This window comes from Streptomyces sp. NPDC090108 (assembly GCF_044747185.1).
Lineage (GTDB): Bacteria > Actinomycetota > Actinomycetes > Streptomycetales > Streptomycetaceae > Streptomyces.
In genome coordinates this window covers 486,965-505,028 of record NZ_JBIVDQ010000002.1, presented here as the reverse complement: position 1 = coordinate 505,028, position 18,064 = coordinate 486,965, and the positions used below count along the sequence as shown (strand labels likewise).

The 18,064-nt window shown below is 73.8% G+C and carries 19 protein-coding genes; 14 read left to right on the top strand and 5 right to left on the bottom strand.

Annotation, left to right across the window (positions count from 1 at the left end; all coding sequences use genetic code 11):
- The first annotated feature begins 176 nt into the window (after positions 1-176).
- Positions 177-551 (top strand): thioredoxin, encoded by a 375-nt coding sequence (gene trxA, locus ACIPRD_RS07430; protein ID WP_356408594.1) that lies wholly within the window; start codon positions 177-179, stop codon positions 549-551.
- Positions 552-585: 34 nt separating this feature from the next.
- On the opposite strand, the gene ACIPRD_RS07425 is transcribed toward trxA, so the two are convergent.
- Both ACIPRD_RS07425 and ACIPRD_RS07420 read right to left on the bottom strand, forming a co-directional pair.
- Positions 586-1,587 carry a LacI family DNA-binding transcriptional regulator gene (locus tag ACIPRD_RS07425; protein WP_401560825.1) on the bottom strand — a complete coding sequence of 334 codons (1,002 nt, stop codon included), beginning with the start codon at positions 1,585-1,587 and terminating at the stop codon, positions 586-588.
- Positions 1,588-1,782: 195 nt separating this feature from the next.
- Entirely contained in the window at positions 1,783-2,463 is a 681-nt protein-coding gene (locus tag ACIPRD_RS07420) for a TetR/AcrR family transcriptional regulator (protein ID WP_356407900.1), read from the bottom strand.
- Between the two features lie 104 nt (positions 2,464-2,567).
- Between ACIPRD_RS07420 and ACIPRD_RS07415 the strand changes: the two genes are divergently transcribed.
- The gene (locus ACIPRD_RS07415; protein ID WP_356407903.1) at positions 2,568-3,131 is read left to right on the top strand and encodes an NAD(P)H-dependent oxidoreductase; all 564 of its coding nucleotides are present in this window, start codon (positions 2,568-2,570) and stop codon (positions 3,129-3,131) included.
- A gap of 155 nt (positions 3,132-3,286) precedes the next feature.
- Positions 3,287-4,270: an alpha/beta hydrolase gene (locus ACIPRD_RS07410; RefSeq protein WP_401560821.1), complete on the top strand. Its 984-nt coding sequence runs from the start codon at positions 3,287-3,289 to the stop codon at positions 4,268-4,270.
- Positions 4,271-4,355: 85 nt separating this feature from the next.
- Here the strand turns inward: ACIPRD_RS07410 and ACIPRD_RS07405 are convergent, their stop codons facing one another.
- The gene (locus tag ACIPRD_RS07405; RefSeq protein ID WP_401560818.1) at positions 4,356-6,386 is read right to left on the bottom strand and encodes a TerD family protein; all 2,031 of its coding nucleotides are present in this window, start codon (positions 6,384-6,386) and stop codon (positions 4,356-4,358) included.
- A 166-nt stretch (positions 6,387-6,552) separates the two neighbouring features.
- On the opposite strand from ACIPRD_RS07405, the gene ACIPRD_RS07400 reads away from it, so the two are divergent.
- The 3 genes from ACIPRD_RS07400 (at position 6,553) to ACIPRD_RS07390 (ending at position 9,079) form a co-directional block, all read left to right on the top strand.
- Entirely contained in the window at positions 6,553-6,771 is a 219-nt protein-coding gene (locus ACIPRD_RS07400) for a hypothetical protein (RefSeq protein ID WP_356407912.1), read from the top strand.
- A gap of 133 nt (positions 6,772-6,904) precedes the next feature.
- A complete protein-coding gene (locus ACIPRD_RS07395) occupies positions 6,905-8,401 on the top strand; it encodes an SPFH domain-containing protein (RefSeq protein ID WP_401560815.1) in 1,497 nt (498 codons plus the stop codon).
- Between the two features lie 231 nt (positions 8,402-8,632).
- The gene (locus ACIPRD_RS07390; RefSeq protein WP_356407918.1) at positions 8,633-9,079 is read left to right on the top strand and encodes a type II toxin-antitoxin system PemK/MazF family toxin; all 447 of its coding nucleotides are present in this window, start codon (positions 8,633-8,635) and stop codon (positions 9,077-9,079) included.
- 288 nt (positions 9,080-9,367) lie between these two features.
- On the opposite strand, the gene ACIPRD_RS07385 is transcribed toward ACIPRD_RS07390, so the two are convergent.
- Positions 9,368-10,213, bottom strand: coding sequence for a TIGR02452 family protein (locus tag ACIPRD_RS07385; RefSeq protein ID WP_401560811.1), 846 nt, complete (start codon positions 10,211-10,213; stop codon positions 9,368-9,370).
- Positions 10,214-10,487: 274 nt separating this feature from the next.
- Between ACIPRD_RS07385 and egtA the strand changes: the two genes are divergently transcribed.
- The 5 genes from egtA to ACIPRD_RS07360 all read left to right on the top strand — a co-directional run bounded on the left by egtA (position 10,488) and on the right by ACIPRD_RS07360 (position 15,325).
- Positions 10,488-11,801, top strand: a complete 1,314-nt coding sequence (egtA, locus tag ACIPRD_RS07380; protein ID WP_401560809.1) for an ergothioneine biosynthesis glutamate--cysteine ligase EgtA — start codon at positions 10,488-10,490, stop codon at positions 11,799-11,801.
- A complete protein-coding gene (gene egtB / locus ACIPRD_RS07375; RefSeq protein ID WP_401560806.1) occupies positions 11,798-13,129 on the top strand; it encodes an ergothioneine biosynthesis protein EgtB in 1,332 nt (443 codons plus the stop codon). The genes egtA and egtB overlap by 4 nt, the downstream gene beginning before the upstream one ends.
- Positions 13,129-14,016 (top strand): ergothioneine biosynthesis protein EgtC, encoded by an 888-nt coding sequence (egtC, locus tag ACIPRD_RS07370; RefSeq protein WP_401560803.1) that lies wholly within the window; start codon positions 13,129-13,131, stop codon positions 14,014-14,016. Before egtB ends, egtC begins: the two co-directional genes overlap by 1 nt.
- Positions 14,013-14,975, top strand: coding sequence for an L-histidine N(alpha)-methyltransferase (gene egtD / locus ACIPRD_RS07365; RefSeq protein ID WP_401560801.1), 963 nt, complete (start codon positions 14,013-14,015; stop codon positions 14,973-14,975). Before egtC ends, egtD begins: the two co-directional genes overlap by 4 nt.
- A 134-nt stretch (positions 14,976-15,109) precedes the next feature.
- Complete coding sequence (locus ACIPRD_RS07360; protein ID WP_356407930.1) at positions 15,110-15,325, top strand: dodecin; 216 nt, start codon at positions 15,110-15,112, stop codon at positions 15,323-15,325.
- A gap of 179 nt (positions 15,326-15,504) precedes the next feature.
- Here ACIPRD_RS07360 and ACIPRD_RS07355 read toward each other — a convergent pair whose 3' ends face one another.
- Positions 15,505-15,996 (bottom strand): hypothetical protein, encoded by a 492-nt coding sequence (locus ACIPRD_RS07355; RefSeq protein WP_401560797.1) that lies wholly within the window; start codon positions 15,994-15,996, stop codon positions 15,505-15,507.
- 90 nt (positions 15,997-16,086) lie between these two features.
- Between ACIPRD_RS07355 and ACIPRD_RS07350 the strand changes: the two genes are divergently transcribed.
- The 3 genes from ACIPRD_RS07350 (at position 16,087) to ACIPRD_RS07340 (ending at position 18,056) form a co-directional block, all read left to right on the top strand.
- Complete coding sequence (locus ACIPRD_RS07350) at positions 16,087-17,124, top strand: LLM class flavin-dependent oxidoreductase (RefSeq protein ID WP_401560795.1); 1,038 nt, start codon at positions 16,087-16,089, stop codon at positions 17,122-17,124.
- Positions 17,125-17,162: 38 nt separating this feature from the next.
- Positions 17,163-17,360 carry an antitoxin gene (locus ACIPRD_RS07345; protein WP_356407938.1) on the top strand — a complete coding sequence of 66 codons (198 nt, stop codon included), beginning with the start codon at positions 17,163-17,165 and terminating at the stop codon, positions 17,358-17,360.
- A 252-nt stretch (positions 17,361-17,612) separates the two neighbouring features.
- Positions 17,613-18,056 (top strand): CU044_2847 family protein, encoded by a 444-nt coding sequence (locus ACIPRD_RS07340; RefSeq protein WP_401560792.1) that lies wholly within the window; start codon positions 17,613-17,615, stop codon positions 18,054-18,056.
- Positions 18,057-18,064 lie beyond the last annotated feature (8 nt).

Genomic DNA, 18,064 nt, shown 5'->3' with positions numbered 1-18,064 from the left:
GGGGGTCGGGATCCGGGCACGAGGGGGGCGGGATCCGGACCGGGACCGGAAGGTCCAAAATGGCCCGGAAGGCGGAAGAAGTGGAAGAAGCGGCGGAAGCGGCATAGGAATAGGGGACCTGGCGGTCCTGTTTCCGCCCTCGGGACAACCCCACACCAGGAAGAGGGAATCACGCCATGAGCAGCACCGTGGAGCTGACCAAGGACAACTTCGACCAGACCGTGGCGGAGAACGACTTCGTCCTCATCGACTTCTGGGCGTCCTGGTGCGGGCCGTGCCGGCAGTTCGCGCCCGTCTACGAGAAGGCCGCCGAGGCCAACCCCGACGTGGTCTTCGGCAAGGTGGACACCGAGGCCCAGCCGGAGCTGGCGGCGACCTTCGCCATCCAGTCGATCCCGACCCTGATGATCGTCCGGGACCAGATCGCGATCTTCGCCCAGCCCGGCGCCCTGCCCGAGGCCGCGCTCACGGACGTCATCGAGCAGGCCCGCAAGCTGGACATGGACCAGGTCCGCAAGGACATCGCGGAGGAGCAGGCGAAGGGCGCGTGACGGCCGGCGGGCCGTACGGCCGCGGTGCGGGCGGTCAGCTGGAGGCCCGGTGGACCACCGACGCGCCCAGCACGGTGCGGACCACGGGCTCCACACCGGGTTCGCGGACCGCGTCGTCGACCAGCTGCGCGAGGTCGCGTCCCGGGGGCAGTTCCAGTCGTACCGTGCTGAGGCGGGGGCGCAGGAGCCGGCCGAGCATGAGGTCGTCGGCGCCGACGACGGCCACGTCCTCGGGGACGCGCACTCCCTGGTCCTGGAGCGCGCGCGTGAGCAGCATCGCGTACTCGTCGTTGTAGGCGAACACGGCGTCCAGGCCCGACTCCGTCCAGCCCGACGCGAGCCGGCCGGCGCTCGCCTCGGTGTAGGCGAGCGGGAGCGCGGTCGCGGTGGCGTCCGTGCCGAGCAGCGCCCGGCGCACGCCCGCGAGCCGGGGCCGGGAGAACGCGTCCAGGCCTGGTTCCTCGGGCATCACGACCCCGATGCGGCGTCTGCCCCGCGCGTACAGGTGGGTGCCCGCGCAGTGGCCGACGGCCGCGTGGTCCGTCAGCAGGGCGTGCGCTCCCTCGACCCGGTCGGGGCCGAGGGTCACCACGGCGCGGGCACCGGCCCGCTTGAGGACGGCGACTCCCCGCGGGCCGAGTTCCGTCGCGGGTACGACGACGGCGACGGGCCGTAACTCGGCCCAGGCGCGAGCCGCCTCGTCGCCCCGGAGACCGACGCTGCCGTACTGCACGACGGTGTAGTCGAGGCTTCCGAACGCCGTCTGGAGTTCGCCGAGGAGGCGGCCGTACACCGGGCCGGCGGGGGTCGTCGGCGCGGACATGAGGACCGTACGGCTGTGTCCGGCGCGCAGGCTGCGGGCGGCCGCGTGGGGCACGTATCCGAGTTCGCGGGCGGCCTGGCGGACGCGTTGGCGGGTCGCCTCGCTGATCCGCACGGCACCGGTGTTGTTGAGGACGTAGGACACGGTAGCCCGTGAGACGCCGGCCAGGCGGGCCACGTCGGCGCTCGTGGGCGTGTTCGGTATCTGCACCATGGCAGCACGCATCCTGGCAGAGGTGCCGACGGCGGCTTCGGGCGGGGCAACCTCGTTCAGGAACGGACCAGTTGGGCTCCGGAGGCGGCCACGGGCGACCGTCGGCGCGGGCGGGAGCGAAGGCACAGGTCCGCGCGGGCGGGGGCACTGTCGGCGCGGGCGGGGGCGGGGGTGCCGGGCGCCGTGGCGCGCCTCTCAGCCGGTGGCCGGGGTGCCCGTCACCCGGGCGACGAGGTCGGTCCAGCCGGCCTCCAGCCGCTCCATGGGCATGCCGCACTGCCGCAGGAGATGGTGGATCAGGGCCGGGTCGAGGTAGGCCAGCAGCGTCTGGGCGAGCAGGTCGCAGTCGGCGTCCGGCACGATCTGCCGCAGCAGCATCGTCGCGTGCGCGCGCAGCGCCTGGAACGAGGGGTGCGAGAACCGGCGGCAGGCCTCGGGCTGCGCGGCGAGCTGCAGCTCCAGCTGCTCGGCGCAGCCGTGGAGCACGGCGAGCCCGAACGCCCGCAGCCGGTCGAGGGGCGGGGCTCCGGGACCCAGCGGGGGCGGTCCGCAGAGGAAGGCGGCCTGGAGCGTGCGGGAGGAGTGGTCGAGCAGCGCCATGAGCAGCCCGTTGCGGTCGCCGAAGCGGCGGAAGACCGTGCCCTTGCCGACCTCGGCCGCGGCGGCCACCGCCTCCATGGTGACGCCGGCCACCCCGTGCTCGGCGATCAGCCGGGCGGCGGCATCCAGCAGGCGGGCCCGGTTGCGGGCCGCGTCGGCGCGCAGGCACGCCTCCTGCGGAAGCGGACCCACCTCCAGCAGCTGGGGGACGTCGAAGGGGTCCTGAGGCTCGGCAAAGGGCGGCAGGGCGGCGCACATGAAGCCAGCGTAAAGCATCGGGAACAAAACTGGACCGCGGTCCGGTTAGCCTGGTAGAAGTTAAACGGACTTCGGTCCGCTTTGTGACAGCAGTGTTTCAGCAGCCTCCCTTGGAGTAGTTCATGTCTGTTCGCATCCTCGCGCTCGTCGGCAGCCTTCGCGCCGGTTCGCACAACCGCCAGCTCGCCGAGGCGGCCGTCAAGCTCGCGCCCGAGGGCGTCGAGGTCGAGCTCTTCGAGGGCCTGGCCGAGGTCCCGTTCTACAACGAGGACATCGACGTCGAGGGCGCCGTCCCGGCCGCCGCCGCCAAGCTGCGCCAGGCCGCGCAGGCCTCCGACGCGTTCCTGCTGTTCTCTCCCGAGTACAACGGCACCATGCCGGCCGTCCTGAAGAACGCCATCGACTGGCTGTCGCGCCCGTACGGCGCCGGCGCCTTCGGCGGCAAGCCGGTCGCCGTCATCGGCACCGCGTTCGGCCAGTACGGCGGCGTGTGGGCCCAGGACGACACCCGCAAGGCCGCGGGCATCGCCGGCGGCAAGGTCGTCGAGGACATCAAGCTCTCCATCCCGGGCTCGGTGACCCGCTTCGCGGAGACCCACCCGGTCGACGACGCCGAGGTCGCCGCCCAGCTGACCGAGGTCGTCGCCCGCCTGCACGGCACCGTCGCCGAGGCCCCGGCCGCCTGAGCACGGCCGCACCCCGAGGGGGCCGGCGCCCGACGAGGCGCCGGCCCCCTCCGTGCCGTCCGGGGTCCGGTCCGCGCGCGGCGGCGCGTCACGATCTCCCGCCGACGGGGCATAGGTGTCACAGCACCCCGTCGTGACCCGCGCGAGGAGAAGCCATGTCGCTGGACCCGCCCCCGTTCGACCCCGAGCTCGCCGCCTGCCTGGAGAGCAACAAGGACGTCATCACGCCCGGGCTCGCCCCGGACGAGATCGCTCCGGCGCGCGAGGAGACGAACGCGGATCTGGCCGGCCTCCTGGACCTGCTCGACCTCACCACGAACGGCGCCTTCGCCTTCGAGGACCGCGCCGTCCCGGGCCCCGAGGGCGCGCCGGAGGTGTCCCTGCTCGTCTGCCGCCCCAAGTCCGCCGGAGCGGGCGCGTCGCTGCCGGTGATCTACTACGTCCACGGCGGCGGCATGGTCCTCGGCACCAACCGGGCCGGTGTGGACGGCGCGCTCAACTGGGCGCTGGAACTGGGGGCGGTGGTGGTCTCCGTGGAGTACCGGCTGGCCCCCGAGCACCCGTACCCGGCACAGATCGACGACGTGTACGCCGGGTTCCGCTGGACGGCCGCGCACGCCGGGGAGATCGGCGGCGACCCGGACCGGATCGTCGTCGCGGGCTCCAGCGCGGGCGCCGGCCTGGGCGCCGCGCTCGCCCTGCTGCTGCGCGACCGGCAAGGACCGCCCGCGATCGGCCAGTTGCTGATGTCACCGATGCTCGACGACCACAACGACACCGTCTCCGGCCGCCAGATGACGGGCATCGGCGTCTGGGACCGTACCGCCAACGAGACCGCGTGGACCGCGGTGCTGGGCGACCGCCGGGGCGGTCCTGACGTTCCCCCGTACGCCTCCCCCGCCCGCGCGGACGACCTGTCCGGACTGCCGCCGGCCTTCCTGGACGTGGGCTCCGCGGAGACCTTCCGGGACGAGGTGGTGACCTACGCGTCCCGCATCTGGCAGGCGGGCGGCGACGCCGAACTCCACGTCTGGCCGGGCGGCTTCCACGGCTTCGACACCTTCGCCCCGCACACCGCCCTGGCCCGGGCGGCCCGCGCGGCCCAACTGACCTGGCTCACCCGCCTCCTGGACCGCTGACCACCACCGGCCCGCGTACCCGCGGACCCGCGGACCCGCGCACGGGCGGTGGCAGACGGGCAGGCGGGCAGGCGGTGGCAGGCCCTCACCTCGCCGGTACCGCCTCCCTGACCGGGGTCCGGCGGGCGGGCGCCCGGTCGAGGTGGACGACCACGTGCGTGTGAAAGCGCTGTACGGCGTCGTCGACGCTCCGGATGAACCCGGACTCCGCGTTGCCCCGGCCGCTTCCCATCCCTCTGAGCAGCGACAGACGGAACCCGGCGATGCGCGCGCCGTCGCCGGTGGGCAGCAGATCCGCCGGCTCGGGGCGCAGCCGCTCCAGCGTCCCGCGCGGACCGCCGGCACCGCTGTCGACCAGGGTCTCGACGTGCAGATCGGCCGGGGCGTCGGCGAGGCGCCGGACCAGACGCTTCACCCCGGTCAGCGCGGACCCCTGCTCCGGCGCCGGGATCTCGGTGGAGACCCGCACGCGGCCGGTGCGCAGGTCCGCGGAGACCGCGAGGACACCGGTGTTCCCCTCGATGCGCAGTTCGGCCTGGAGCCGCCCCTGGGCGCACAGTTGGCCGGCCTGCGCGCTGCGGCGTTCCCCCGGCCCCGCACCCCTTTTGCCGCGCTGCACCGGCAGGACCTTCCGGCCGAGCTCCCCGCCGAGACCGAGGCACACCTGACGGATCAGCCGCTCCCAGCTCTCCACGACCTCCAGGGCGCGCGGGTCTCCGGGACACAGGGTCTCGTCGTCGATGCCGTTGCGCACGGGGACCCATGCCGGGCCCATGTTCTGGAAGCCGTGGCAGCCGGAGTTCTCGTGCTGGAGGTAGTGGAGCAGTTCCTGGAGGAGCCAGGCGTGCGCCGGGTTGCCGACCCCCTCGTGACGGATCAGCATCTGTGCCTGACAGGCCACTTCGGCCCAGGAGAGGTGCCAGAGCGCGACCTTGTGCTTGCGCCGGCCGTCGGTCTTCACGTCGACCAGTGAACTGCCCTCCAGGGCGACGTCGTTGGACAGCGTGATCACCGCCTCGTAGCCGCGGCGCGCGGCGATGTCGGCGTACGCCTGCACCTGTTCGGCCCTGAGCGCGTTGCCGTTGGTCTTCGTCTCCACCAGCGCGGTCCACAGCTTGCCCGCCCGTTCGACCCGGATGACCCCGTCGGGCCGGCGCGGGCCGTTCCCGTGCGGCAGGGAGACCTCGGTGAACGTCTCGATGCGGCCGGCCGGGGCTCCGAACGCGGCGGTGAGCCTTCTGCCGAACTCCGGCACCTGTGCCATGACCGAGAGCAGCACCGAGGTCGCGCGCGTCTCACGGTCCCGGTCGCTCTTGAGGGCGGACGCGGGGAAGAGCCGCGCGTCCCGCCAGGACTCGTTCTCGGCGAGGGACTTCTTCGCGACCCTGGGCAGGGTGGTCTTCCTCCTGGCCGTGCGGGGCCGCGCCGTCCGCGCGGGTACGGCCGCGTCCTGCGGCGCTCGGGGCGAGGGGACCGCGTCCGGCAGGCGTTCCACACCGGTGCCGAGAACGGCCGCCGGGGCGGCCGCGACCTCCTGCTCGACCGCGGTCGCGTCCTCGGGCGCGGGGCCGTTCGCGGCGTCGTCGTCGATGTCGACACCGAAGTCGGTCGCGAGTCCCGCCAGTCCGTCGGCGTAGCCCTGGCCCACGGCGCGGAACTTCCATTCCCCCGCGTGCCGGTAGAGCTCGCCGAAGACGACGGCGCTCACCGCGCCGGCGTCGGCGATCGCGAACCGCAGCAGCGCTTCGCCGGCTCCGTCGGACAACGTGACGGTCAGGTCCTCCAGTTCACCGAAGCACGCCCCGCCGTCCCTGCTCGCGGCGACGACCATCCGCTGCACACCCCCGGGAACGGCGGTCAGATCGAATCCGATCCGGTCCGTGTCCCCGCGGTCGGCGGGCGCCTTGCCCAACAACTGCACACTGCCGTCGGCGGCGACGGGGTTGTTGTAGAAGTAGAAGTCGGCGTCGGTCCGCACCTTCCCGTCGGGCCCCAGCGCCAGGACCGACACATCGGCGTCGCCCTCGCCGCTCGGGCTGAGCCAGCCCAGGCCGACGATCACCGAGCCGGCGTTCTCGCTCAGGGCCGACAGGACGACGTTCGACCCCTTCGTCATCTCGCGCACGAATCCCCCCAGATTGCTGCGACGGCACCGCGCGCCACGGCATCACGTCCACCAAAGCGCACCTTGGGGTGATGTGGCACACAAAAGGAGACTGTAGACCCCACGGATCGTTCCCACGTCCGGCTCCGCGAACGCGTTCCGCCCTTACGCTGTGGCCATGGAGGACGCGTCGATGGTCGGGCTCATGGGACGGGTGACGGGGACGATCGGGCCGGGGCTGGTCGGCGAGGTGATCGTCAGGGTGCGGGGCGGGGCGGAGCACTTCCTCGCCTACGCGGCGGACGGAACCGCCAGGATCACGCCGGGGACCGTGGTGATGGTGGTGGAGCACCTGCCGCCGAGAACCGTCTACGTCACTGCCGCGTACGACAGTTGAGCATGCTCCGGCGCAGGTGGGAGCGCTGGGTGTCAAGATTGCAACAAGGAACCGTCAGCGTCTTCACCAAGGGCTTGCGAAGGCGCACACTCCCTTCGTTCGGTGCCGAAAGGGCACCATGCAAAGGGGGCGTATGCCGATGGTTGTCGGCGTCGTTGCGGGGGCGGTCGTTGTCGCCGTCCTCGTGCTGATCGGTCTGTTCAAGATGATGTGGCGGGTCGCCGAGCCGAACGAGGCGCTCATCATCTCGGGGTCCAAGCACCGTACCGAGGGCCTGGAAGAGGGGATGGGTTTCCGCATCGTCACGGGGCGCGGCACCCTGGTGCTGCCCGGCGTGCAGGCGGTGCGCAAGCTCTCCCTCGACCTGAACGAGACCGAGCTCTCGGTGGACTGCGTGACCCACCAGGGCATTCCGCTCAAGGTGCGGGGTGTGGTCATCTTCAAGGTGGGCGACGACTTCGTGTCGATCGCCAACGCGGGCCGCCGCTTCCTGGACCAGCAGCGGATGATGTCGGAGCGGGTGCACAACGTCTTCGCCGGTCATCTCCGTTCCATCGTGGGGGGACTGACGGTCGAGGACATGATCCGCGACCGGGAGAAGCTGACGGGCCAGACCCGGGCGGCGTGCGGTACGGAGATGGAGAAGCTCGGCCTGATCGTCGACTCGCTGCAGATCCACGAGATCGAGGACCCGACCGGGTACATCCAGAACCTGGCGATGCCGCACGCGGCCGCGGTGCAGCGGGACGCGCGGATCGCACAGGCGGAGGCGAACCGTCTCGCCACCGAGGCGGAGCAGCAGTCGTACGCCCGGATGGCCGAGGCCACCCGGGACAGCGAGATCCTCCAGGCCGGCTACCAGGCCGAGCGCGACAAGGCGGCGGCGAAGTCCCGCCAGGCCGGTCCGCTCGCCGACGCGGCGGCCCGGCAGGAGGTCGTCGTGCAGGAGACGCGGGTGGCCGAGCTGGAGGCGCACCGCAGGGAGCAGCAGCTCCAGGCGGACGTCCGCAAGCCGGCCGACGCCAGGGCCTACGAGAAGCGGACCCTGGCCGAGGCCGAGCGTGACGCGCGGATCTCGGGCGCCCAGGCCAAGGCGAAGGAGACGGAGCTGGCGGCCGCGGCGGAGGCGACGCGGGTCAAGGCGGCCGCGAGCGCCGAGGCGGAGGCCACGAAGGCGCGGGGCACCGCCACCGCCGCGGCGACCCGGGCGACCGGTGAGGCCGAGGCGGCCGCCGCACAGGCGAAGGGTCTGGCGCAGGCCGAGGCGGCCCGCGCCAAGGGACTCGCCGAGGCGGAGGCCATCAAGGCCCGCGCCGCCGCCCTCGCCGAGAACCAGGAGGCGGTCGTCGCCCAGCAGCTCGCCGAGAACTGGCCGTCGATCGTCGAGGCCGGTGCGTCCGCGTTCGGCAACGTGGACAACATGGTGGTGCTCAACGGGGCCGACGGCGTGGCCGAGATGTTCGCCAAGGCGCTCACCATGGGCGGCACGGGACTGGGCCTCGCGCGTCAGCTCCTGTCGTCGATGAACCAGAACGGCCAGCGTCCGGAGGGCACTTCGCCGTCCCTCGACGGGGTCGCGGCGCCCGCGTCGCCGAAGGCGCAGCGGGTGACCGTGGAACAGGAGGGCTGACCGGCAGCGGGCCGGTACCACGGCCGGGGTCCCGACATCCGGGGCCCCGGCCGTCCGCCGTCCGGGGGCGGTCGCACCTTGCGCCGGCCGCCGCAGATCGCACAGACCGCCGCACGTCCCGCAGGCGGCCGCACATTCCGGGGACGGCCGCAACACGGAGATCGCGCACCCGCAACCCGCAACCGCCGGGCGCCCGTTGACCTGCGGACGGGACGCATTAGGGTGCCTGTCGTGAGCACGTACACCGATGAGAACGTTCCGGGCCGTTCGGGCCCCCACGCCACCACCGAGGCCGACCCGCGCGAGGTCGGCCGGGTGCGCACCGAGTACTCCCCCGCCCACGACGGCGACCCGGACCCGGGTGAGATCGTCTGGACCTGGGTGCCGTTCGAGGAGAACGACGGCCGGGGCAAGGACCGGCCGGTGCTGGTGGTCGCCAGGGAGGCGGCCGGGACCTTCCTCGCCGTGCAGCTCTCCAGCAAGCGGCACGACGGCGACCGGGAGTGGGTCGCGATCGGCAGCGGACCGTGGGACCGGACGGGGCGCGACTCGTGGGTCGACGTGGACCGCGTGCTGCGTCTGCACGAGGACGGCATGCGCCGTGAGGCGTGCGCGCTGGACCGGATGCGGTTCAACCTCGTCCGCCACCGGCTGCACGAGCGCTACGGCTGGACCTGAGACACCGGCCGGACCCGGGCACCGGCGCGCCCCACGAGGCCGCCCGCCCGGGACACCGCGAGCCCGCGAGCCCTGAACACCGCCCGGCGGGCGGCACACACCCAGCACCCCGGCCGGGGTCGGCCGTACTCCCTTAACCCGGGGTCGGCCTCACCCCCGTAACCCGGGGTCGGCCTCACCCCCGTAACCCGGGGTCGGCCCCACCCCCGTAACCCGGGGTCGGCCCCACCCCCGTAACCCGGGGTCGGCCCCACCCCCGTAGCCGGGTCCCGCACCGCGGACGTCCGCCTACGGCACCCCCGCGCCCTCCGGGAACGCCGCCTCGAACGCCCCGCGCACCACGGCACCCGGTGTGCGGTCGAGGACGCCGAACGCCACGTGGGCGAACGTGCCGGCGAACCGGCCGCCGGGGCCGAGGAGGCCACGGAAGGCGGCCGCGACCTGGGCGGGCTCGTTCTGGAAGACACCGCACCCCCAGGCGCCCAGCACGAGCCGCCGGTAGCCGTGACGGGCCGCGGTCTCCAGGACCCGTCCGGCGCGCGCGGCGAGGGCCGCCGGGAGCTCGCCGGCGCGGTGGGGAGCCGTACGGCGCAGGACGCCCGCGTTGGGGGCGGCCGCCATGAGGAAGCCCACCGGGTACGGCTCGGCCAGCAGCCTCCCCCTGTCGTCGCGGAACACCGGCACGGCCGGGCTGTGGATCACCCGGTCGGAGTAGAGCGGGTCACGGTCCGCGCGGTGGTGGTCGTAGAAGGCGCGGACCCGGAGCAGGCAGGTGTAGAGCGCGGAGGCGCGGCACAGGGCCTCCTCCTGGGCCTGGGCGCCGTTCAGATAGCCCCCGCCGGGGTTCCGGGCCGAGGCGAAACCGAGGAGGGCCACCGGTTCACCGGCGGCACCCAGCCGGCGGGCGGCCTCCAGGCTGCTCTCGCCCGTGACCTCGAAGAACGTGCCGGATCCGGACAGCCGCGGCAGCGGCTCGGGCACGTCGACCGGCCCGGGACCGTACATCCGCGTCCCGGCGCGGGCGGCTTCGGTCGCCGCCGCCAGGGACACCTCCCGGCCGTCCGGCGCGCGGTAGGACCCCGCCGCCACGATCCGCTCGGTCTCCGTCGCGATCCCGCGCAGGCGCGCGCTCATGGCGCCACCCCCGTGGACGCCATGACCGCGGCCCGCGCGGTCTCCTCCGTCGTGCTCACGCACGCATCCTGGGTGATGCTGGTGAGGCGGTGCAACGGGGTTTCCCAGGTCCTGAGCGGGCGGAAACGCGCGAGGAAGGGGAGATGACAGGTCCCGAACGTCCTGTTGGGCGCCCTTGTGCGATTCGGTGCGAGGGTCTTGGGTGGGACGAGTCCCTGCCCGGCCCACCGAAAGCCGGGACGGCGGCATGGTGGAATCTCAGGAGGATCCCGACATGTCCGACTCATTGAGCGAGGGTGGTAACTGTACGGAGCGTCGCACCGCGGTCACCGAGGCCGAGGTGGACGCCCTCGTACGGGGCATCTGCTTCAAGACGGGCCCGCCCCGCACGGTCGGGGTCGAGTTGGAATGGCTCGTCCACGAGCTGCGGCTGCCGCAGCTCCCCGTGACATCCGAACGACTCGCAGCGGCCTACGCCACGCTGCGGACGGTGCCGCTGCTCTCGGCGCTCACCGTCGAACCCGGCGGGCAGCTGGAGCTCAGCTCGCCCCCCGCCGCCTCCCTGATGGAGTGCGTGGACATCGTCTCCGCCGACCTGGACACCGTCCGCGGCGTCCTCGCCGAGGACGGCCTGGCCCTGGTCGGCATGGGCCACGACCCCTGGCACGCACCCGCCCGCTTCCTGCGCGAACCCCGTTACGACGCCATGGAGGCCTGCCTCGACCGCACGGGGCCGGCCGGCCGGCACATGATGTGCTCCTCGGCGTCCGTGCAGGTGAGCCTGGACGCGGGACACGAGGAACCGGGCCCCCTGGGGTACGAGCAGCGCTGGTGGCTGGCGCACCAGCTGGGCGCGGTGCTGGTGGCCGCGTTCGCCAACTCCCCCCTGGTCGGCGGGCGTCCCACGGGCTGGCGGTCCACCCGGCAGCTGGTCTGGATGGAGATCGGCGCGGGCCGCGCCGGCGCGCCCCCGCCGGACGGGGACGTGCGGGCGGGCTGGGCCCGGCACGTCCTGGACTCGCCCGTCATGTGCGTCCGCGGGGACGACGGCCCGTGGGAGGTCCCCGAGAAGCTGACCTTCCGCGAGTGGACCCGCTCGCGCACCCACCGGCCGCCCACCCGGGCGGACCTCGACTACCACCTGACCACGCTGTTCCCGCCGGTCAGGCCGCGTGGCCACATGGAGCTGAGGATGATCGACGCACAACCCGGCGACGACGGCTGGATCGTCCCGCTCGCGGTGACGACGGCGCTGTTCGACGACGCCGAGGCCGCCGAGACGGCCCACCAGGCCGTGAAGCCGCTCGCGGAGCGCGCGCTGAACCTGCCCGCCCCGCACAACCCGCTGTGGGCCGACGCGGCCCGGGACGGCCTCGCCGATCCCGAACTGCGCGAGGCCGCCGTCACCTGCTTCTCGGCGGCGCTCCAGGCGCTGCCGCGCCTCGGCGCCACCCGCGCGGTCACCGACGCCGTGGCCGCCCACCTGCACCGGTACGTCGCCCGGGGCCGCAGCCCCGCCGACGACCTGCTGGACCGCCTGCGCCGCACGGACCACCGTGCCCGTGCCAGGAAGGACATCCGCACATGACCGCCCCGGAGACCGGCCCGTCCGTGACCGGCGCCGAGGCGCTGCGCGACCGCGCGCTCGCCTCGCTGACCACCGCCCGCGCCCGCACCACGCTGCTGACCTCGTGCGTGGAGGACCCCGACCTCACCGCGCAGCACTCCCCGCTGATGTCGCCGCTGGTCTGGGACCTCGCGCACATCGGCAACCAGGAGGAGCTGTGGCTGCTGCGGGCGGTCGGCGGCCGGGAGGCGATGCGGCCGGAGATCGACGGCCTGTACGACGCCTTCGAGCACCCGAGGTCCGAACGCCCCTCGCTGCCGCTGCTGCCGCCCGAGGAGGCACGCCAGTACGCCGCCGAGGTGCGCAAGCGCGCCCTGGACCTGCTGGAGACCGCGGACTTCCACGGCACCCGGCTCACCGAGGCGGGTTTCGCGTTCGGGATGATCGCGCAGCACGAACAGCAGCACGACGAGACGATGCTGATCACCCATCAGCTGCGCCGGGGTCCCCAGGCGCTGACCGCGCCCCGGCCCGAGCAGGCACCGGAGTTCACCGGGCCCGCCGAAGTCCTGGTGCCCGGCGGCCCGTTCACCATGGGTACCTCCACCGAACCCTGGGCGCTGGACAACGAACGCCCGGCGCACAGCCGTGAGGTCGCGCCCTACTGGATCGACACGACCCCGGTGACCAACGGGGCCTACCAGGCGTTCATCGAGGACGGCGGCTACGACACCGAACGCTGGTGGGCGCCGGAGGGCTGGAAGCACGTCCGGGAACACGGACTCACGGCGCCGCTGTTCTGGCACCGGGACGGCGGCCAGTGGCTCAGGCGACGCTTCGGCGCCACCGAGGTGGTGCCCGCCGGCGAGCCGGTGCTGCACGTGTCCTGGTACGAGGCGGACGCCTACGCCCGCTGGGCCGGACGCAGACTGCCCACCGAGGCCGAATGGGAGAAGGCCGCCCGGCACGACCCGGCGACCGGACGCTCGCGGCGCTACCCCTGGGGCGACGCCGACCCGGCCCCCGAGCACGCCAACCTGGGCCAGCGGCACCTCGGACCCGCGCCCGCCGGAAGCTATCCGGCCGGTGAATCCCCGCTCGGAGTACGTCAGTTGATCGGCGACGTGTGGGAGTGGACGGCGAGCGACCTGGCGCCGTACCCGGGTTTCGCGGCGTTCCCGTACAAGGAGTACTCGGAGGTGTTCTTCGGACCCGAGTACAAGGTGCTGCGCGGCGGTTCGTTCGCGGTGGACCCGGTGGCCTGCCGGGGCACGTTCCGCAACTGGGACTACCCGGTGCGCCGGCAGATCTTCTCCGGGTTCCGCACCGCCCGTCCGGAGTCCGCCTGATGTGCCGCCATCTGGCCTATCTGGGGCCCGAGGAGCCGCTCGGCCGGCTGCTCGTGGAGCCCCCGCACAGCCTCTACCGCCAGTCGTGGGCACCGCGTCGGCAGCGGTACGGCACGGTCAACGCCGACGGCTTCGGCGCGGGCTGGTACGCGGCCGGCGATCCGGTGCCGGCCCGCTACCGGCGGGCCGGGCCGGTCTGGGCGGACCAGTCCTTCGCCGACCTCTGCCGGGTCGTGCGCTCGGGCGCCGTCCTGGCCGCCGTCCGCGACGCCACGCTGGCCGGGGCGGACGGCGAGGCGGCGGCGGCACCCTTCGCCGCCGGCCACCTGCTGTTCAGCCACAACGGGGCGGTCCCCGGCTGGCCCGCGTCCGCGGCCCCGCTGGTTCCCCTGCTGCCCCCGGCCGACCTGCTCTCCCTGGAGGCGCGCACCGACTCGGCGTTCGTGTGGGCCCTGGTCCTGAAGCGGCTGCGCGCCCTGGAGACCCCGGAGTCGGCGCTGTGCGCCACGGTGCGCCAGGTCGCCGAGGCGGCTCCGGGAGCCCGCCTCAACCTGCTGCTCACCGACGGCGAGACCATCACCGCGACCCGCTGGGGCGACAGCCTCTGGTACCGCGCGGAGCCCGGCCGCGGCGTGGTCGTCGCCTCCGAGCCGTACGACGACGATCCGCTGTGGCGGGAGGTGCCCGACCGCACCGTCCTCACGGCCGACCGCGACGGCGTACGTCTCGCCCCGGCGGCGCCGGACGCCGCTGCCGCCTCCCCCACGGGCGGCCCGGCCGTCCCCGCCCCTCTGGCCACCACCGCGGTCACCCCGGCCGCACCCGGCGCACCGGCCCCCGCGGCCGGGGAGCCCGTCTCCGCCCTCCCGAAGGAGTCCTGTACGTGAGCCCCCTGCACGTCACCCGCACCCTCCCCGAGGACGCGACGGACGCCGCGCTGCGCGCCGACGTCCTCGCCGGACTCACCTCCGAACCCAAGTGGCTGCCGCCCAAGTGGTTCTACGACGCCCGGGGCAGTGAGCTGTTCGAGAAGATCACGCAGCTGCCCGAGTACTACCCCACCCGCGCCGAGCGCGAGATCCTCGCCGCGCGCGCGGACGAGATCGCCGCCGCGAGCGGTGCCCGGACGCTGGTCGAACTCGGCTCCGGTTCCTCGGAGAAGACCCGCTACCTGATCGACGCGCTCACCTCGCTGGAGGCCTATGTACCGGTCGACGTCAGCGAGAGCGCGCTCGTCGGAGCCGGCGAAGCCCTCATCGCGGAGCGGCCCGGCCTCGAAGTGCACGCGCTGATCGCCGACTTCACCGCTCCCCTGGCTCTGCCCGACACCCCCGGGCCCCGCATGGTGGCCTTCCTCGGGGGCACGATCGGCAACCTGCTGCCCGACGAGCGGGCCGACTTCCTCTCCTCCGTGCGTTCCCTGCTCGCTCCCGGGGACAGCCTGCTGCTCGGCACGGACCTGGTGAAGGACCCCCGGGTTCTGGTCCTGGCGTACGACGACGTGCCGAAGGTGACGGCCGCCTTCGACAAGAACGTCCTCGCCGTCGTCAACCGTGAACTCGGCGCCGACTTCGACCTCGACGCCTTCGATCACGTGGCGCTGTGGGACCCGGAGCGGGAGTGGATCGAGATGCGGCTGCGTTCCCGCGTGGCCCAGACGGTGAAGGTGCCCGCGCTGGACCTCGCCGTGCACTTCGCGCAGGGCGAGGATCTGCGCACCGAGGTGTCGGCGAAGTTCCGCGAGGAGGGCGTCACGGCGGAACTTGCCAAGGCGGGCCTGGAGCTGACCCGGTGGTGGACGGACGCCAAGGGCCGCTTCGCGCTGTCGCTGAGCGTGGCCCGCTGAGGGACCGCCGCGCGGACGGCGGCGACGCCTCGCGCGGCGGACGGGGATGCGGCACGGTGGAGTACGGAGTGACCTGCCGGTCACGAGGGACACGAGGCGCGTCGCCGCGGCCTCGCGCGCAGAGGAGCACCCGTATGACGAACAACACCTACCGCGTCACCGAGATCGTCGGCACCTCGCACGAGGGCATCGACCAGGCCATCCGCAACGGCGTCGAGCGTGCCGACCAGACCCTGCGCAACCTGGACTGGTTCGAGGTGACACAGGTGCGCGGCCAGATCGAGAACGGCCGCGTCGAGCACTACCAGGTCTGCATGAAGGTGGGCTTCCGCCTGGAGGACTCGGCCTGACCGCCGCGCCCGGCTCCGGTCTCTGCGCCGCGCCCGGCCGTACGCCGAGCCGAACCGTACGCCGAGCCGAGCCGTCCGGCCGGGGACGAGCAGTACGCCGAGGCCGAGCCGTCCGGGGACGAGCAGTACGCCCCGCGCCCCCGCCGGGCGCCCGGCGCCGGGCCGCGGGGTCCGGGCCCTCAGGTACGGCCCTCACGCTCCTGGGCGTCCTCCAGCACCGCGGAACGTCCGGCCCAGCCGGCCCGCACGACCGCGAACCCGGCACGCTCGGCGTCGTCGCACACGAGCATGTCGTCGTCGATGAGGACCCGCACCTCGCGGTCCCGGGCGAGCCGGCGCAGGATCTCCAGCTTGGTGGACCGGGCGGGCCTGCGGTCGCCGTCGCGCCGCATGTGGAGGTCTCCCCCGGGCAGCCCGTGGGCGGCCAGCCAGTCCAGGGTGTCGCGCCGGCACCGCTCGGGGCGGCCGGTCAGGTAGACGATCTCGCAGTCGCGGGCGGTGTCCAGCAGCAGCGCCACCCCCTCGGCGAGCGGCGGGTCCTCGGACGCCGCCGCGAAGAACGCGCCCCAGTCGCGCGGGCGCCGCTGCAGATGGTGCTGCCGGTGCCCGGTGTCGGCGAGGGTGTTGTCGAGGTCGAACACGGCGACCGGGCGCCCGCTGCTGTCTGTCACGGGGCCAGCGTAGGGGGTGTCTCCCCGGTCTCCGCGGGGCCCGTCGGCCATGCCCGGGAATCCTGGGACCGCCGCGGTGTTGAACCCCGTGTGAACGCAGTGATCGCCCGGACCAGGTTCTCCGTCCTCGACCGTTCCCGCATCCGCGCGGGGCGCCCGCCCGCCGAGGCGCTGCGGGACACCGTCGCGCTGGCACGGGAGGCGGAGGCGCTGGGCTACCACCGGTTCTGGGTGGCGGAGCACCACGGTGTGCCCGGGGTCGCCGGGTCGGCGCCGACGGTGCTGGCGGCCGCGGTGGCCGGTGCGACCCGCACGATCCGGGTCGGCACGGGCGGGGTGATGCTGCCCAACCATCAGCCCCTCGTCGTGGCCGAGCAGTTCGGGGTGCTGGAGTCGCTGTTCCCGGGCCGGATCGACATGGGGCTGGGCCGCTCGGTGGGCTTCACCGACGGGGTGCGCCGGGCGCTCGGCCGGGACAAGGAGGACGCCGGGGATTTCGCGGCGCGGCTGGCCGAGCTGCTCGGCTGGTTCGAGGGGACCTCGCCCACGGGGGTGCGGGCGCGCCCCTCGGACGGTCTGCGGGTGCCTCCGTTCGTGCTGGCCATGGGCGAGGGGGCCCGGATCGCGGCCCTCGCCGGGCTGCCGATGGTGATCGGTGATCTGCGCGACCGGGAGCGGATGCTGCGCGGCATCGACCAGTACCGTTCCCTGTTCCGGCCCTCGGCCTGGGCGGCCGAGCCGTACGTGGTCGTCTCCGGCACGGTCGCGGTCGCCGGCACCTCGCGGGCCGCGCGGCGCCTGCTGGTCCCCGAGGCCTGGGCCATGGCGTACGCGCGTACGCACGGCACGTTCCCGCCGCTGGCCCCCGCGGAGGAGACCGAGGCCCGCGCGATGACCGCGAAGGAGCGGGACCTGTTCGAGCGGGGCACGGCCGGACAGCTCGCCGGCACCGAGGAGGAGGTGGCCGGGGAGCTGGAGGCGGTGCTGAAGGAGACGGGCGCCGACGAGGTGCTGGTCACCACCAGCACCTACGGGCGTGCGGAGCTGCTGGACTCCTACCGGCGTCTGGCGTCGCTGTTCGCTCCCGGACCCGGGGGCCCGAGATGCGAAGCGGGCGCGCCGCGGTGACCCTGGGAGGGAAGCACCGAGCAGCGAGGAGGGCTGCCATGTCGTCCTTCATGGACAAGATCAAGGGCATGCTCAAGGGCCACGAGGGCATGGCCGACAAGGGCATCGACCAGGCCGGCGACTACGCCGACAAGCGGACCGGCAACAAGTACCAGTCGCAGGTCGACACCGCCCAGGACAAGATGCGGGACGAGCTGGGCACGCGTCCGCCGCGCGACAATCCCCCGCAGCCGTAGGCGTGGCCTTCCGGCACGGCCCGCGTCCGCACCGGCCGCGGGCCGCGTCCCGTGCAGCTCCCCGTGCGGCCCCCGCCAGGCCTCACTCACGTGCACCCTCCGTCAGGCGTCCCGCGCACCCTCCGCCCGGTGAACTCCGGCTCCGTGATGCCGCGTTCAGCCGGCCGTGCTCGTGCGCGCGGTGCGCGGATCCGGTGACCGAGTTGTGCGATCACCACCTCGGACGGGCACTTTCTGACCGACAATGCGGTGGTGTCCACTTCACCCGATCTCGAACGTGACGGCGATCTCGAACTCGACGACGGCACACCCGTCCGCTTCGTCCTGCTGCCCGCGGCGCCCCAGGCGCCCGGACCGGGCCTCGCGGCCGCGCCGACATCGGACCCGCTGGACGACGACCTTCCCGAGGGCCTGGGGACGGCCGTGCCCGTGGGCAGCTTCACGACGGCGGTCGCGAACTTCGCGGGCGAGGCCCTGCGCGGCGCGCTGCGGCCCATCGGCCCGCTGCTGCAGGAGGTCCACGACGCCGCCACGGCCGTGCCGGCGCCGCCCACGGAACTGACCGTGACCTTCGGCGTCCAGGTGGGGCACGACCTGAAGTTCGGCATCGTCGGTTCGGCCGGGCAGGCCCATCTCACCGTCACCGCCTGCTGGAAAACCCCGGCGGGCGGTGGGCCGGCCACCGGCGCGGGGTGACGCGTGGG

What these genes read in the sequence shown, in the direction of transcription:
- trxA (WP_356408594.1), top strand. Translation starts at nt 177, where the DNA reads ATGAGCAGCACCGTGGAGCTGACCAAGGACAACTTCGACCAGACCGTG.
- ACIPRD_RS07425 (WP_401560825.1), bottom strand. Translation starts at nt 1,587, where the DNA reads ATGGTGCAGATACCGAACACGCCCACGAGCGCCGACGTGGCCCGCCTG.
- ACIPRD_RS07420 (WP_356407900.1), bottom strand. Translation starts at nt 2,463, where the DNA reads ATGCTTTACGCTGGCTTCATGTGCGCCGCCCTGCCGCCCTTTGCCGAG.
- ACIPRD_RS07415 (WP_356407903.1), top strand. Translation starts at nt 2,568, where the DNA reads ATGTCTGTTCGCATCCTCGCGCTCGTCGGCAGCCTTCGCGCCGGTTCG.
- ACIPRD_RS07410 (WP_401560821.1), top strand. Translation starts at nt 3,287, where the DNA reads ATGTCGCTGGACCCGCCCCCGTTCGACCCCGAGCTCGCCGCCTGCCTG.
- ACIPRD_RS07405 (WP_401560818.1), bottom strand. Translation starts at nt 6,386, where the DNA reads ATGACGAAGGGGTCGAACGTCGTCCTGTCGGCCCTGAGCGAGAACGCC.
- ACIPRD_RS07400 (WP_356407912.1), top strand. Translation starts at nt 6,553, where the DNA reads ATGGAGGACGCGTCGATGGTCGGGCTCATGGGACGGGTGACGGGGACG.
- ACIPRD_RS07395 (WP_401560815.1), top strand. Translation starts at nt 6,905, where the DNA reads ATGCCGATGGTTGTCGGCGTCGTTGCGGGGGCGGTCGTTGTCGCCGTC.
- ACIPRD_RS07385 (WP_401560811.1), bottom strand. Translation starts at nt 10,213, where the DNA reads ATGAGCGCGCGCCTGCGCGGGATCGCGACGGAGACCGAGCGGATCGTG.
- egtA (WP_401560809.1), top strand. Translation starts at nt 10,488, where the DNA reads ATGTCCGACTCATTGAGCGAGGGTGGTAACTGTACGGAGCGTCGCACC.
- egtB (WP_401560806.1), top strand. Translation starts at nt 11,798, where the DNA reads ATGACCGCCCCGGAGACCGGCCCGTCCGTGACCGGCGCCGAGGCGCTG.
- egtC (WP_401560803.1), top strand. Translation starts at nt 13,129, where the DNA reads ATGTGCCGCCATCTGGCCTATCTGGGGCCCGAGGAGCCGCTCGGCCGG.
- ACIPRD_RS07360 (WP_356407930.1), top strand. Translation starts at nt 15,110, where the DNA reads ATGACGAACAACACCTACCGCGTCACCGAGATCGTCGGCACCTCGCAC.
- ACIPRD_RS07345 (WP_356407938.1), top strand. Translation starts at nt 17,163, where the DNA reads ATGTCGTCCTTCATGGACAAGATCAAGGGCATGCTCAAGGGCCACGAG.